Here is a 14,693-nt window from a genome sequence, read left to right as displayed (position 1 = left end):
TCAGGCCGCCTGTGGACGTGCCTGCTCCTGTCCTGGATGATGGCCGACGTCGGACGCCGCCGGCAACCACGGGCGCACGTTCCGCAACCTGAGCGCATTCGCGACGACAAACACGCTCGAGAGCGCCATTGCCCCAGCTGCGAGCGCCGGAGAAAGAAGAATGCCGTAGACCGGAAAGAGCAGACCCGCCGCGACCGGGATGAGGGCGCCGTTGTAGGCGAACGCCCAGAACAGACTCTGCCGGATGTTCCGGATCGTTGCACGTGAAAGCCCGATGGCGTTCACAACGCCCCGGAGGTCTCCGCTCATCAGCACGACTTCGGCGGACTCGATGGCGATGTCCGTTCCCGTGCCTATGGCCAGCCCCACGTCCGCTTCGGCGAGCGCCGGCGCGTCGTTGATGCCGTCGCCCACGAAGGCGACAGTTCGACCGCCCTCACGCAGCCGTCGAAGCGCCGCCACCTTACCTTCGGGGAGAACCTCGGGGATCACCTCGTCGATTCCGAGCCGATCCGCGACCGCTTTGGCGGTTACGCGATGATCGCCCGTGATCATGGCCACCCGCAGGCCCAGTTCATGGAGCGCACGGATCGCCTCCGGCGTTGTGGGCTTCACAGGATCGGCTACGGCCATCACCGCGGCAAGCCGGCCATCGATCGCGATGTAGATCGGCGACTTTGCCTCTCTTCCAAGCCGTCCCGAGCCGACCGATGCGTCATCAAGACGATAACCGAGCCGTGCCATGTACCGGTCGGCCCCGATCTCCACGCGGCGACCGTCGACCTTCGCCGCTACGCCATAACCAGGGACCGCGTCGAAGGCCTCGACTTGTCCCAGGGTGAGGCCCTGCAGTTGAGCGGCGCGGGCGATGGCTTCCCCGATCGGGTGTTCGGACTTGACCTCGACCGCGGCGGCAAGGGCCAGAACCTCCGGAGCCGTGAAGCCCTCGACCGGATGCAGGTCGGTCAATTCGGGCCGACCAAGGGTCAGAGTCCCAGTCTTGTCGAGAGCGACGACACTGACATCCCGCAGGGTCTGCAGCGCGGCGCCACGCCGGAACAGCACGCCCAGTTCGGCCGCCCGGCCGGTCCCCACCATGAGGGAGACTGGCGTGGCAAGCCCCATGGCACAGGGACAGGCGATGATCAGCACCGCCACCGCGTTCACCATCGCATGCCCGAGAGCCGGGTCCGGCCCCAGGATCAGCCAGCCGACAAAGGTCAGCAGTGCGGCGCTCATCACGGCAGGAACGAACCAGGCCGTGATCCTGTCCACTGTCGCTTGGATGGGCAGCTTCGACCCTTGGGACTGCTCGACCATTCGGATGATCTGGGCCAGGACCGTGTCCGCCCCGACATGGCTTGCACGGGCGGCAAAGGCGCCCGTTCTGTTGATCGTGCCGCCGACGACCCGGTCGCCTGCCGCCTTCGCGAGGGGAACCGGCTCGCCCGTGATCATCGACTCATCGACATAGGAGGACCCTTCGACCAATTCGCCGTCCACAGGGATCCGTTCGCCCGGGCGCACCTCGACGATGTCGCCGACCTCGACCATCTCCAGCGGCACGTCGACGGCACCATCCGGGCGTCGGACCCGGGCCGTTCTGGGTTGCAGCCCAACGAGCTTCCTGATCGCGTCCGATGTGCGCCCACGCGCCCGGAGTTCCAGAAAACGGCCGAGCAGGATCAGGGTCACGATGACCGCCGCCGCTTCATAATAGACGTTGACCGTGCCGGGCGGCAGAAGCTGGGGCATGAACGTGGCGACGACGGAATAGCCCCAGGCGGCCAGGGTTCCGACCGCCACCAGCGAGTTCATGTCCGGCGCAGCGCGGCGAAGGGCAGGCAGGCCCTTGCGGAAGAACCGCAATCCGGGACCAAACAGGACCAGGCTGGTCAGCAGGAACTGCAGGATCCACGAAGCCCGCATGCTGATGGTGGTCATGACCAGATCGTGCATGGCGGGGATAAGATGCCCCCCCATCTCCAAGACGAAGACAGGTGCGGTCAGTCCACCGGCTATCAAGAGGGATCGGCGCAGAGAGGCCGCCTCGCGCTCACGGGTTTCCTCTTCTCGGCTGTTCGCGTCGATTGAGTCCGGGCTTGGATGAGCCTGATAACCAGCGTCCTGGACAGCGGCCACCAGTTCGGCTGGCGTGGCCACCCCTCGTCCGAAACGGACGTGCGCCCGCTCCGTCGCAAGGTTCACGGTAACCTCGGTTACCCCAGGAACGGCCTTGAGCGCCTTCTCGACATGAGAAACGCAGGAGGCGCAGCTCATGCCTTCGATGGCCAGGTCCACCTCATCGTCCGGAACGGAATACCCCGCTTCCTCAACGGCGTGGATAAGCGCGAGGGGATCGGGCTCGGTCCTGAACGTGACCTCTGCCCGTCCGGTCGCGAGGTTCACCGCCACCGACGTGACCTCGGGCACCTTCGCGAGCGCCTTCTCGACATGCGACACGCAGGACGCGCAGCTCATGCCTTCGATGGACAGATTGACCCTTGCTCCGGGCGCATTCCCGGGGGTCTGTGCGCCTGCCTGTGCCATGCCTCGTCTCCTTGCCGGTCTACGACGCTGGACCACATAAGGGTTCCCATCATGGGAAGGTCAAGGGAGCATCCGCAGATGGTCTCTTTCGGGCTTGACCTTCCCACGATGGGAACCCTTATCCAAGGTGAACAGTGGATCAGGAAGGCTAGAATGCACCAGTTGCAAGTTCCCGACATGTCCTGCGCGGCCTGTGTGCGCCGGGTCACCCGCGCGGTCCAGACGGTGGATCCCGGCGCCCAGGTCGACGCCGACCTTGCCAGCCGCGCCGTCAAAATCGACAGCACGGCCGATGTGTCGGCCCTCAAGGAGGCGCTCGCTGCAGCAGGTTACCCTGCCGGCCCGGGCACGCTCTGAGAAACGGCGGGACCGGACGGATGCCCGTCCAAGCGCTGATCCCGTTTGTGCGTTGCCCTAACCTGCGCGCCGGAACTGGAGATCGAGATCGGCCTCGCTTCCATTTGGCTGGGACGGCCCCGCCCCTCGGGCGTTGGGCGTCATCCGGGCCTGCGACCCGGTCTCGCCTGCCGCCGCCGGGCCGCGGGGTCCCGTGACGCCCACCGGGCTTGCGGAAAGCCGGAAGAAGGCCATGGAGGCGCGGAGAGTCTCGGCCTGAGACGCCAGAACCTCGGCCGTGGCCGCGACTTCGGTGGCCGAGGAACTGGTGTCCTGAGTCACCTGATCGAGTTGCCGAAGAGCAAGGTTGACCTGGGCGGCTCCGGTCGCGAGTTCCTGATTGGCGGTCGAGATCTGGGCCACGAGGTCGGCCGTGCGCGCGATGTCGGGCACCAGGGTGAGCAGCTTGCGACCCGCTGCTTCGGCCGCCTCCACCGTTGAAGCGGACAGGCGGCTGATCTCGCCGGCGGCGCCCTGACTTCTTTCGGCCAGCTTGCGGACCTCCGAGGCGACGACCGCGAAGCCGCGCCCGTGTTCGCCAGCGCGCGCCGCCTCCACGGCGGCGTTCAAGGCCAGAAGGTCGGTCTGGCGCGCGATCTCCTGGACGACAAGGATCTGCTGGGCAATGGTCCGCATCGCTTCGACCGCTTCAGCGACTGCCTGGCCCGAGTCCCGGGCGTCCTGCGCGGACCGGGCAGCGACGGCCTCGGTCTCGGAGGCATTCTGGGCCGTCTGACGGATGTTGGCGGTCATCTCCTCCATGGCGGCGGACGCCTCTTCCGTCGCGGCGGCCTGTTCGGTGGCCCCTTGGCTCAACTGGCCGGCCGTGCTGGCCATCTGGCCGGCGCCGGCCGCGACCTGACGCGCGCTGCCACCCGCGTCGCCAGCCACCTGACGCAGGCGCTGCACCATCCCGTTCAACCGGCCGAGCAGGACGCCCACCTCGTCCCGGGACGCGACCTCGACGGTCTGGGTCAGGTCACCCGTGGCCACCAGGTCCGCCAGGTCGTTGGCGCGTCCGAGCCCCCGGGTCACGCTCAGCAGGACCCAGGCCGCGGCTCCTGCCCCCGCCAGCGCGGCGGTGACGAGGATGACGAGCAGCAGGGCGCGTGAGGAGGCATAGAGCTGCTCCGAGTTCGCGTTCGCGGCCTGCATGGCGCTCTGATCGGCGTCCACGATGTCCTGCAGCTGCGGTTCCATCCGGGTCCAGATCTCCTCTCCTTCGCCGGAGACGAGGTCGAATGCGGCGGCGGTGTTGTTCGCCCGCGAGGCAGCCAGGGCGCGGTTGTTGAGTTCGCGCATCTGGAGGACGATGTCCTTGAACTGGTCCAAACGCTCCTCGTCCTTGGCGTCGGCCAGCGCCCTGAGCTGCGTGAGGATGTCGTCCGTGCGCCGCCGCGCTTCCATGATGCGGTTCTCGGCCTCCTGCTTCGCGGCAGGGGAAAGGCTGAGAAGATGCCCCCGGACTTCACGCTGGACCCGCATCTGTTCCAGCAGGAGCGACTGGGACAGGCGCATGCTCTCGGCCTCGCCGTGCACGATCCTGTCGATCCCACCGTCCAGGGCGGCGAGGTTGCGGATGGCGATGCCCATGCCGCCCGCCGAGGCCGCAATGAGTACCAGGAAAACGGAGGCAAGCTTCAGCTTGATCGTGGGGCGGATCATGTAAGTCCCTTGGAGATCGTCGCGACGCCGTGTCGGCAACGCTTTCCGGACATCCTGCCCCAAACTGGTGAACGCACGCTTAACCCTGCGCCGAAAGGCGCAACGCGACGCCGGGCCGGGAGCCCCGACGAACTCCGATCCGGGGCCGCGCCCATCCGGACGAGAGATGCGCAGAACCCGATCGGCCTCAGGCCGTCGCGCGACGGGCCAGGAACTCCGACACCCGCGCCAGCCCTGCCCGGAGCACCTCGGGGCCGTTCGCGTAGCCGATCCGCACCTGCCCTTCCATGCCCAGCGCGGAGCCCGGCGTGAACATCACCCCCGTCTCGCGCAGCAGGCCAATGCAGAAGTCGCGCGACGACATCGGCAGATCGTAGCGGAGCAGCGCCGTGGTTCCCGAACGGGGCCGCACCCAGGAGATCAAGGGCTCCTGCTCGACCCAGGTCGAGAGATGGGCGAGGTTGCTGCGGGTGATTGCCTGGCTGCGGGCCAGGATGCGGTCACGGCTTTCCAGGGCCAGGGCGGCGAAGTGGTCGTCGAGCACACCTACTGAGATCGTGTTATAGTCCCGGTGGATCATCGCGGCCTCGGTCACGCTTCGCGGGCCGACGATCCAGCCGAGCCGCAGACCGGCGAGCGAGAAGGCCTTGGACATCCCGCCGGTGCTGATGCCCCGTTCGTAGATGTCGGCCATGGAGGCGGTCAGGCCAGCCCCCTCCTGATCGGTGCCGCGATAAACCTCGTCGCAGAGGACCCAGGCCCCGGCATCGCGCGCGACCGCGGCGATCCCTTCGAGCAAGGGGCGGTCGATCAGCGCGCCCGTCGGGTTGTTCGGGTTGGTGAGCGCGATGAGCCGCGTTCCGGACGTCACCAGGGCCCGCAACTCGTCGAGGTCGGGAAGGTAGCCGTTCTCCTCGCGCAGGTGCAGGAGCCTGACATCGGCGCCGAGGCTTTGCGGGATCGAGTAATGCTGCTGGTAGGTGGGCACGACGGCAACGACCCGGTCCCCTGGCCCGACCAGCGCCTGATGCACGAGCGCGTTGGCCCCGATGGTGCCGTGGGTCACGAGCACGTTCCCGCGGTCCTGGTGATCGTAGAGGGCGGCCACGGCGTCGCGCAGGCGGTCCGACCCCTCGATGGCCCCGTAGGTCATCTTGAGCGGAAGCAGGTCGGCCAGATCGGCCGATCCTCGTCCCGACAGTTCGAGGAGCTCCGCCAGGGTGAGGCTCTCCACGCAGGTCTCGGCGAGGTTGAGCTCGCACCGGGTTTCCCACTCGTTCATCCAGATCTCGACGTCGAACGGGGCGATGTGCATGGCATCTTTCTCCGGGCCGGGATGACGGGGCCCTGCCTAGCCCCGCCCTGCCCGGACGGGAAGAGGCCTCGGGCGCGATCCCGTGCCGGGCGGGAACGATCGCCGCGTCCCCGGGTTAGGGCGCCGTTGCCGCGGAGCCGATGTCCCCGACCGCGAGTCAGGACAGCTCCGATCGGTGGCCGCATCGTCATTGCTGGCGCAGGCGCCAGACACGAATGCCTTGTCCTGAACAGGAGCCGGATATGTTCTTCCGCACCAATCAATACCAGTTCGACGCCAAGCCCGAACGGCCCGACCCCGTCTTCGCCAAGATGCTCCAGGAGCCGCTGGGCGGGCAATGGGGCGAGATCAGCGTCATGATGACCTACCTGTTCCAGGGCTGGAACTGCCGCGGCCCGGCCAAGTACAAGGACATGATCATGGACATCGGGACCGAGGAGATCGCCCATGTCGAGATGCTCGCCACCATGATCGCGCGGCTGCTGGAAACCTCGCCCGTCGAGACGCAGGAGGATGCGGCCAAGAACTCGGCCATTGCCGCCGTGATGGGCGGGGCGCGGGTCGAGGACGCGATCCTGGCCGGCATGAACCCCCAGCACGCCATCGTCTCGGGATCGGGCGCCATGCCGTCCGACAGCATGGGCTATCCCTGGAACGCCAAGTACACGATCGCCTCCGGCAACCTGCTCGCGGACTTCCGCTTCAACGTCACGGCCGAAAGCCAGGGCCGCCTCCAGGTGTCGCGCCTCTACAACCTGACCGAGGACCAGGGCGTGAAGCGGATGCTCGCGTTCATGATCGCGCGCGACACCATGCACCAGAACCAGTGGCTGGCCGCCATCGAGGAGCTGCAGGCCGACGGGCTGGAGGAAACGCCGGTGCCCTCCAAGTTCCCGCAGTCGCTCGAGGACCAGCGCGTGAGCTATCAGTTCTGGAACTGCTCGGGCGGCACGGAAAGCAGCGCGGGCCGCTGGGCCGCCGGCACCACGCCCGACGGCAAGGGGGAGTTCGAGTACCTGGCCGAGCCCAGGCCCATGTCCGACGACATGGGACAGCTGGGTCAGGTGGATCCGCGGCTCTATGGCACGCCCGCGATGCCGGTGCCCAAGTCGGCGCACGAGTAGGCAGGCGAAGGGCAGGTTCGGGACGACCCCCGGACCTGCCCTGCAGGCTCTCCAGACGGCGGCGCGGCCCAGGCGATCCCCGGGCCGCGCCGTCCGTTTCAGCCTTCCTCCGGCAGGGCGTAGGCGATGACGTAATCGCCCAGGTTGGTGCCGAGCGAGCCGTGCCCGCCGACGACGGTCACCACGAACTGCCGCCCGCTGTCGGCCGACCGGTAGGTCATCGGCGTCGACTGGCCGCCGGCCGGCAGGCGCGCCTGCCACAGCTCTTCCCCGGTGGTCACGTCGTAGCCCCGGATGAACTGGTCGAGCGTGCTGGTCAGGAAGGCCACGCCGCCCTGGGTCGTGATCGGGCCGCCCAGCGCCGGCACCCCCATCTTGAAGGGAAGCGGAAGCGGCGTGTTGTCCCGGATCGTGCCGTTGCGGCGCATGTAGGCGACATCGCCGCTCACCAGGTCCACGCCGGCGACATAGCCCCAGGGCGGCTCCTGGCAGGGCAGACCGATGGGTGACAGGAACGCATTCAGCGCGACCGCGAAGGGGGCGCCCTCGTTCGGGTTCAGGCCGTCCTCGCTGTGCGAGCCCTGGATGTCCGACCCGCCGGTCGGCTGGTTCTGCGGATTGTCGACCTGGGCGTCCGAGGCCGGGTTCTCGCGCGGGACCAGCCGGTCCACGAAGGCCATGTAGTCGGGATTGGTGAAGGCGATCTGCCGCACGGGGTCCACCGCCACGCCACCCCAGTCGAACACCCCGAAGTTGCCCGGATAGACCAGCGTGCCCTGCACCGAAGGCGGCGTGTAGTCACCCTCGTAGCGCATCTGGCGGAACTGGATGCGGCAGGCGAGCTGGTCGAACAGGGTCGAGCCCCACATGTCCTTTTCGCGCACGAGGCCGGGCCGCAGCGTCACGGTCGAGAAGGGCTGCGTTTCCGACGTCCAGTCCCCCTCGGCGGCGCCCTGCGGCACGGGCCGTTCGGGCGCGGGGTGGACGGGCTCGCCGGTGCGACGGTCCAGGATGAACAGGTCGCCGGTCTTGGTGGGCTGCACCAGCGCGGGCACCCGGCCCTGCGGCATGTCGAGGTCCACGAGCGTCGGCTGCGCCCCGAGGTCCATGTCCCAAAGGTCGTGGTGGACCGCCTGGTAGGTCCAGCGCGGCGCCCCGGTCGCCAGGTCGAGCGCCAGGATGCTGGTCGCGAAGCGCTCGGTCGTCTCGGGCCGGTTGCCGCCCCATTGGTCCACGGCGCCCATGCCCATGGGGACATAGACCAGGCCCAGATCCTCGTCCGCCGTCGAGGTGCCCCAGCTGTTCGGCGTCGAGGGGACGTAATGTTCGCCCGGAGCCAGCGGCGTGGTATCGTCGGGGCGGCCCGGATCGAAGTTCCACACGAGGGCGCCGGTGTTGACGTCGAAGGCGCGGATCACGCCGGATGGCATGGTCACGGCGGCGTTGTCGTAGACCGCCCCGCCCAGGATGATGAGCTGCCGCGTCACCAGCGGCGCCGAGGTGAACTGGTACCAGCCGGGCCGGAACTCGGGGCTTTCCTGGTCCAAATGGACCGCTCCGCCCTCTCCAAAGCCGGGACAGGGCTGGCCCGTTGCCGCATCCAGCGCCATCAGGCGGGAGTCGTTGGTGCTCACGAGGATCCGCTGCGGGCACTCGCCGCCGGGCGCGGCCGCGGCGCCGGGCTGGGTCGCGTCATGATAGCCGACGCCCCGGCAGGTGAGGTGCTGGAGGTTCTCGCGCACTTCGATCTCCGGGTCGTAGCGCCAGCGCTCCTCCCCGGTCTCGGCGTCCAGTGCGATGACCCAGTTGTGCGGCGTGCAAAGATAGACGGTGTTCCCCACCTTGAGCGGCGTCACCTCGTAGGTGGTCTCGGCCGGATCGTCCGGGCCGGCGATGTCGCCCGTCCGGTAGGTCCAGGCCACGTCCAGCTGCTGGACGTTCTCCGGCGTGATCTGGTCCAGCGGCGACCACCGCTCCCCGCGCAGGGAGCGGCCATAGGCCCACCAGTCGTCGTCGGGAACGCCGCCGTAGTTCGTCGGCACGTCCGCGCGTGCGGTGGCCAGCTCTCCGGGCCGCGTATGCTCGTCGCCGATCATGGCGGCGATCCCGACCACCGCGGCCACCACCAGCGACCCGGCCAGCGCGAGCCCGCCACCCCGTCGGGCGGACGCGCTGCCCCCCAGGCCGCGTGTCACCCAGGGCAGGAGGAGCAGGACGCCGAGCACGAAGATCACGTCGCCGCGGGGCACCAGCGCCCACCAGTCCAGCCCGATCTCGGCCACGGCCCAGGCGAGCGTGCCGAGAACGACCAGGGCATAGAGCCAGAGAGCCGCAGGCGAGCCTCGGAACAGCAGGAACCCCGTCAGGGTGATGCCGACGCCCGCGATGGCGTAGTAGGGCGATCCGCCGAGGCTGATGAGCCATCCCCCCGCGACGAAGAGGCCGACCCCGATCAACAGGAAGATCACGGCAAGTGCACGTGCCAAGACGCCCGGCCTGCGCCGGCCCAGGTTCGAAGATGCCATCGCGCCGCCCTCAGCTTTCGGTGTGTCGGGGGCCATAACGACGCGCAGGGACCAATGTTCCGGCATGGCAGCCCTGCATTCATGGTATCAGAGACCGCCCCAAGCGTGCCCGAGGTCTGGGGTAGCCTCGGCACGATGCACCGGTCCGGCGTCAGGGGGCTGGGACCTGCTCCGCCGGAACAATATGGTCCCTGCGCGGGGATCAAGGGGCTTGCACGATGACAAGGGACACGGAGCGACCGGACGCGCCTTCCGGACCGACGGATGTCGGGCCGACCTGGACCTCCTCGGCCAAGGATCTGGTGGTGACGGCGCTCGGCCCGGGGCGCGTCTGGGCCACTCTGGGCTACGGCATCCTGAACGAGGTCTACTGGCCCTCGACGGGGAATCCGCAGATCCGCGACCTCGGCTTCATCGTTCAGGGTCCGGCTGGCTGGACCGAGGTCAAGCGGGCGAACCGCTACACGCTGTCCACCCCCGCACCGGACATTCCCCTGCCGACGGTGGTCCACGACGGGGGTCCCGACTGGAGGCTTACCCTCGAGGTCGTGCCCGACCCCTCGCGTGATTGCCTCCTGATCCGCTACGCGCTCGAGGGCGAGGGATGCCGGCTCTACGCCCTGCTGGCCCCGCGCCTGGGGCCGACCGGCACCATGAACACGGCCTGGGCCGGGTCCGAGCTGGTCGCGAACGGCGGTCCGTTGTGGCTGTGCCTGGCGGGGGACGGCGGGTTCACCCGGTCCAGCGCCGGCCATGTCGGCACCTCGGACGGCTGGCAAGATTTCCATCGCAACGGCGCGATGACCTGGGACTGGGGCAAGGCCGGCCCGGGCAACGTCGCCGTCATGGGGGAGCTGGCCGCCGGCTCCGGAACCCTGGCCCTGGCCTTCGCGGCCTCGCGCGAGGGTGCGGTGACGCTGGCCCGATCGAGCCTGGCCGACGGCATGGACGCGATCCGCGCCGAAGCCATCCGGGGATGGAGCGATTGGGCGGCCCGCGTGAGGCCGCTGTCCTGGGGAAACCTCGACCCTGGCCTCCTGGACCAGGGGCGCCGCTCGGCCGCGGTCCTGAAGACCCACGAAGACCGGAGCTTTCCGGGTGCCATCGTCGCCTCGCTCAGCGTGCCCTGGGGCAACTCCCGCGACGACCTGGGCGGCTATCACCTGGTCTGGCCACGTGACGCCGTGAACACCGGCCTCGGCCTCCTGGCGAGCGGGCAGACCGAGGACGCCTGCCGGATGCTTGCCTACCTCACCGCGACCCAGCAGGACGACGGGCGCTGGGCGCAGAACTTCTACCCCGACGGCCGAGCCTACTGGAGCGGCGTGCAGCTCGACGAGGTGGCGTTCCCCGTCCTGCTTGCGGCCAAGCTCCAGGACGCCGGGGCGCTCAGCGCCGACCCGGGCGTGCGGGCGCGGGTCGCCCGGATGGTGCGCCGCGCCGTCGGCTACATCGTGCGGAATGGCCCCGTGACGCCGCAGGACCGCTGGGAGGAGAATGCCGGGCTGAGCCCCTACACGCTGGCGGTCGTGGTCTGCGCCCTCGTGGCCGGCTCGGACTGGCTGTCGGGGCCCGAGCGCGAGGCTGCGCTGGCGCTCGCGGACGACTGGAACACCCGGATCGAGGATTGGACCTTTGCCGAGGGCGGGACGCTCGCCCGCGCGGCATCCGTGCCCGGCCATTACGTCCGCATCGCTCCGCGCGCGACCGCTCCGCTGGCGGAACAGCTGCTGCCGATCCAGAATCGCGGGGGCCTCCAAGTGCCGGCGACGGAGGTCGTGGCGATGGACTTCCTGGCGCTCTGCCGGTTCGGCCTGCGGAGCCCGCACGACCCGAGGATCCGCGACACGCTCCGCGTCTGCGAGGGGGTCCTCGGGATCGACACGCCCTTCGGCCGGACCTACCGCCGCTACAACGAGGATGGCTACGGCGAGCATGACGACGGATCGCCCTTCGACGGGACGGGCCGGGGGCGCGGCTGGCCCCTCCTGACCGGGGAACGCGGGCATTACGCGCTCCAGTCCGGCGAGGATCCGCAACCCTGGCTCGGGACGATGGCCGCGATGACGGGACCGGGCGGCCTGATCCCCGAGCAGGTCTGGGACGGCCCGCCCATCCCGGGCCGCCCGCTGGCTCCGGGGCGACCCACGGGAGGCGCCATGCCGCTCGTCTGGGCGCATTCGGAATTCCTGCGCCTTGTGGCGGCGACGATGACGGGCCGCCCCGTCGAGATCCTGGACAGCGTGCTCGCCCGGTATGGCCAAATGCCGCCGCGATCGCACCTCCGGTCCTGGCGACCGGAGACGCCGGCCAGGACCGTGCCAGTGGGCGCGGCCCTTCGGATCGAGGACACGGCCCCCTTCCTGCTGCATTTCAGCTTCGACGACTGGCGGACCGCCTTCGACCGTCAGGCCGAGCCGGGCGCCTTCGGACTGCATGGCCTGACGATCCATTCGGAGCCGGGGCGCGAGATCGTCTTCACGCGGCAGGGGCCGGACGGCTGGGACGGGGTCGACCACCGCGTCCGCTTTCTTTGACGCCATGTCCACGCCGCCCTGACCTCTGTCGCTCCCGGACAGGCTGCGGCAGCCTGCGCCGGACGCGTCGCAGGCCCGGGACCTTTCATGGGCCCCTTCGCCCTGGCCGTCAGGTTCCGCGTCAGGCCCGGCAGAAGGGGAGCCTTCCGGCTGGTGGCCCGTGATCCGGCGCCAAGCCCCGGCACCTGGCGCCCGACGGATCGCTTCGCCGCGGGGAACCGCAATGCCCCGAGACACGTCTTCCCGCGAACGCGCCGGATCGGCGCCAAGGCCCGGCGCCTCCTCCCTACGGAGCGGGCGCGCCATTGCAGACTATCCCGGGAGGGATCCAAGATGAACAAACGCCAGATCATACAGGCCGGTATGGGCGTGGCCGGCGTCGTGGGCGCGGCGGCCATCGCGCGGCATCTGTCGCAGACGAGCGGGCCGCTGACCCTGGTGGCGGAGTTCGACCATCAGGTGACCGGCGTCGCGGTGACCGAGGACGGGCGGCGCTTTGTCAACTTCCCGCGCTGGACGGACGACGCCCCGATCTCGGTGGCCGAGGTGCTGGCCGACGGCACCCTGCGCCCCTACCCGGACGAACGATGGAACAGCTGGCGCAACGCCAAGGCCAGCGAAATGCCGGTGCAGGAGTATTTCGTCTGCGTGCAGTCCGTCGTGCCGGACGGCCATGGCCATCTCTGGGTCCTGGATCCCGGCGCCCCGGGGAACGAGAAGATCCTGGAGGGCGCGCCCAAGCTGGTGCGGGTGGACCTTTCGACCAACAGCGTCACCAAGGTCATTCCCGTGGCCCAGGATGTGGCGCTGCAGGGCACCTATCTCAACGACATCCGCTTCTCGCCCGACGGCAAGACCGGCTACATCACCGACAGCGGGACGCGCGGCGCCATCATCGTCATCGACCTCGAGAGCGGCGAAGGGTTCCGCGCCCTCGACGGGCATCCTTCGACGCAGATTGACCCGTCCGTCACCGTCACCGTGGACGGCAAGCCCCTGACACGGCCGGACGGACGCCAGCCGATGTTCTCGGCCGATGGCATCGCCCTCTCGCTCGATGGGCGGACGCTCTACTGGCAGGCGCTCACCGGACGGACGCTTTACGCCATCGACACCGATCTCCTTCGGCCCGAGATCGGCGAGGACGAGCGCGCCGCCAAGGTCCGGACCATCGCCACGACCCATGTCGCGGACGGATTGTGGATGAGCAAGGCGGGCGTGCTCTACCTGACCTCGCCGTCCGACAACGGCATCACCCGATTGGCCGGCGACCGGGTCGAGCCTGTCCTGACCGACCGGCGGCTTCGCTGGCCCGACACCTTCTCCGAAGGGCCGGACGGGCGCATCTATGTCACCGCGAGCCATATCCAGGACACCTTCTGGTTCAAGCCCAGCGCGCCGCCATCGATCCGGACGCAACTGTTCTGCTTCGATCCCGCCGCCCACTGACCGCCACCCCAGGAGGGCTGCATGGCCTATCTGCGCTACTCGCCCGACATCGAGCGCCCCGAGCCTGACGAGCAGAAGACCATCGATGGCATCATCGCCGGGATGACCGCGCAGGCCGGGACGGTCGAAGCGCGCGAGCATCATGCCGTCCGCGCCAGCCACGCCAAGAGCACCGCCTGCGTGATCGGCGAGATGAAGGTACCCGACGACCTGCCGATGGAACTCGCCCAGGGGCTCTTCGCCCGGGGGGGCACCTACCCGGTGGCCGTGCGCTTTGCCCAAGGCCCGGGCGAGACGCTGGGCGACCGGGTGTCCACCCACCGGGGCATGTCCATCAAGGTGTTCGGGGCCGAAGGCGAGCGGCTGCCCGGGCACGACGCGCCGACGCAGGACTTCGTGCTGGCCACCGGGGCCACGTTCCCGTCCGGCACGGCCAAGGGGTTCCTGCGGGACGGGACCGTGATCGGCGGCTCCGCGGGGTTGCCCGAAGGGGCGAAAAGCGCGGTATCGTCGCTGGCGCGAAACCTGAACCGGGCGCTGAACGCGGTCGGGACGTCGAGCGCCCTGGCCGAGTTCCTTGGCCATCCCTACGATCATCCGATCTGCAACGCGTATTTCAGCCAGGCCCCCCTGCGCTGGGGCGATTACGTGGCCAAGGTCGCCGCCTTCCCGTCCTCGGTCCACCAGGACCGGCTGAAGCCGTGGCGGCTCAACCCCCATCAGGACGAGGACGGGTTCCGCACCGCCACCGTCGCCTTCTTCCGGGCGTATGATGCCGTGTTCGAACTGCGCGCGCAGCTTTGGGCCGATGCCAAGACCCAGCCCATCGAGGATGCCTCGGTCGAATGGCCCAGCGCGGACAGCCAGTACCGGACCATCGCCACGATCACCCTGCCGCGCCAGGACGCCTACGGGGACGACCGGGTCCGCTACTTCGACGAGGTGATGACCTTCCGCCCCGCCCACAGCCTGGCCGCGCACCGGCCACTCGGGTCCGTCATGCGGGGGCGGCTGCAGGTCTACCGGGCGCTGTCCGACATCCGCCACCGCGCGAACGGCATCGCCCCCGCCGACACCGCCAGCATCGAGGAGATCCCGGCATGAGCGAGGCCGCCCTGTCCCTTGCGAACGA

General features: G+C 69.3%; 9 protein-coding genes. 5 read left to right on the top strand and 4 right to left on the bottom strand.

Annotation, left to right across the window (positions count from 1 at the left end):
- Complete coding sequence (locus J3P31_RS09565; protein ID WP_210528362.1) at positions 1-2,550, bottom strand: heavy metal translocating P-type ATPase; 2,550 nt, start codon at positions 2,548-2,550, stop codon at positions 1-3.
- Between the two features lie 153 nt (positions 2,551-2,703).
- Here J3P31_RS09565 and J3P31_RS09560 point away from each other — a divergent pair, with 153 nt between their 5' ends.
- Entirely contained in the window at positions 2,704-2,907 is a 204-nt protein-coding gene (locus J3P31_RS09560) for a heavy-metal-associated domain-containing protein (protein WP_210528205.1), read from the top strand.
- A 57-nt stretch (positions 2,908-2,964) separates the two neighbouring features.
- Here J3P31_RS09560 and J3P31_RS09555 read toward each other — a convergent pair whose 3' ends face one another.
- Together J3P31_RS09555 and J3P31_RS09550 are read right to left on the bottom strand one after the other, a co-directional pair.
- Positions 2,965-4,611, bottom strand: a complete 1,647-nt coding sequence (locus tag J3P31_RS09555) for a methyl-accepting chemotaxis protein (RefSeq protein WP_246849403.1) — start codon at positions 4,609-4,611, stop codon at positions 2,965-2,967.
- Positions 4,612-4,798: 187 nt separating this feature from the next.
- On the bottom strand, positions 4,799-5,926 hold the full coding sequence (locus tag J3P31_RS09550; protein ID WP_210528204.1) for an aminotransferase: 1,128 nt from the start codon (positions 5,924-5,926) through the stop codon (positions 4,799-4,801).
- A 242-nt stretch (positions 5,927-6,168) separates the two neighbouring features.
- Between J3P31_RS09550 and J3P31_RS09545 the strand changes: the two genes are divergently transcribed.
- Positions 6,169-7,050: a manganese catalase gene (locus J3P31_RS09545; RefSeq protein ID WP_210528203.1), complete on the top strand. Its 882-nt coding sequence runs from the start codon at positions 6,169-6,171 to the stop codon at positions 7,048-7,050.
- 98 nt (positions 7,051-7,148) lie between these two features.
- Here J3P31_RS09545 and J3P31_RS09540 read toward each other — a convergent pair whose 3' ends face one another.
- Positions 7,149-9,536: a glucose/quinate/shikimate family membrane-bound PQQ-dependent dehydrogenase gene (locus J3P31_RS09540; RefSeq protein ID WP_246849404.1), complete on the bottom strand. Its 2,388-nt coding sequence runs from the start codon at positions 9,534-9,536 to the stop codon at positions 7,149-7,151.
- Between the two features lie 257 nt (positions 9,537-9,793).
- Here J3P31_RS09540 and J3P31_RS09535 point away from each other — a divergent pair, with 257 nt between their 5' ends.
- From J3P31_RS09535 to J3P31_RS09525, 3 genes are all read left to right on the top strand, one after another.
- Positions 9,794-12,112, top strand: a complete 2,319-nt coding sequence (locus tag J3P31_RS09535) for a glycoside hydrolase family 15 protein (RefSeq protein ID WP_210528201.1) — start codon at positions 9,794-9,796, stop codon at positions 12,110-12,112.
- Positions 12,113-12,445: 333 nt separating this feature from the next.
- Positions 12,446-13,561 carry an L-dopachrome tautomerase-related protein gene (locus J3P31_RS09530; RefSeq protein WP_210528200.1) on the top strand — a complete coding sequence of 372 codons (1,116 nt, stop codon included), beginning with the start codon at positions 12,446-12,448 and terminating at the stop codon, positions 13,559-13,561.
- 21 nt (positions 13,562-13,582) lie between these two features.
- Entirely contained in the window at positions 13,583-14,665 is a 1,083-nt protein-coding gene (locus J3P31_RS09525; protein ID WP_210528199.1) for a catalase family protein, read from the top strand.
- Positions 14,666-14,693 lie beyond the last annotated feature (28 nt).

Source organism: Rubellimicrobium arenae (assembly GCF_017916275.1).
Classification (GTDB): domain Bacteria; phylum Pseudomonadota; class Alphaproteobacteria; order Rhodobacterales; family Rhodobacteraceae; genus Rubellimicrobium; species Rubellimicrobium arenae.
This window is presented reverse-complemented; position numbering and strand designations above follow the sequence as displayed.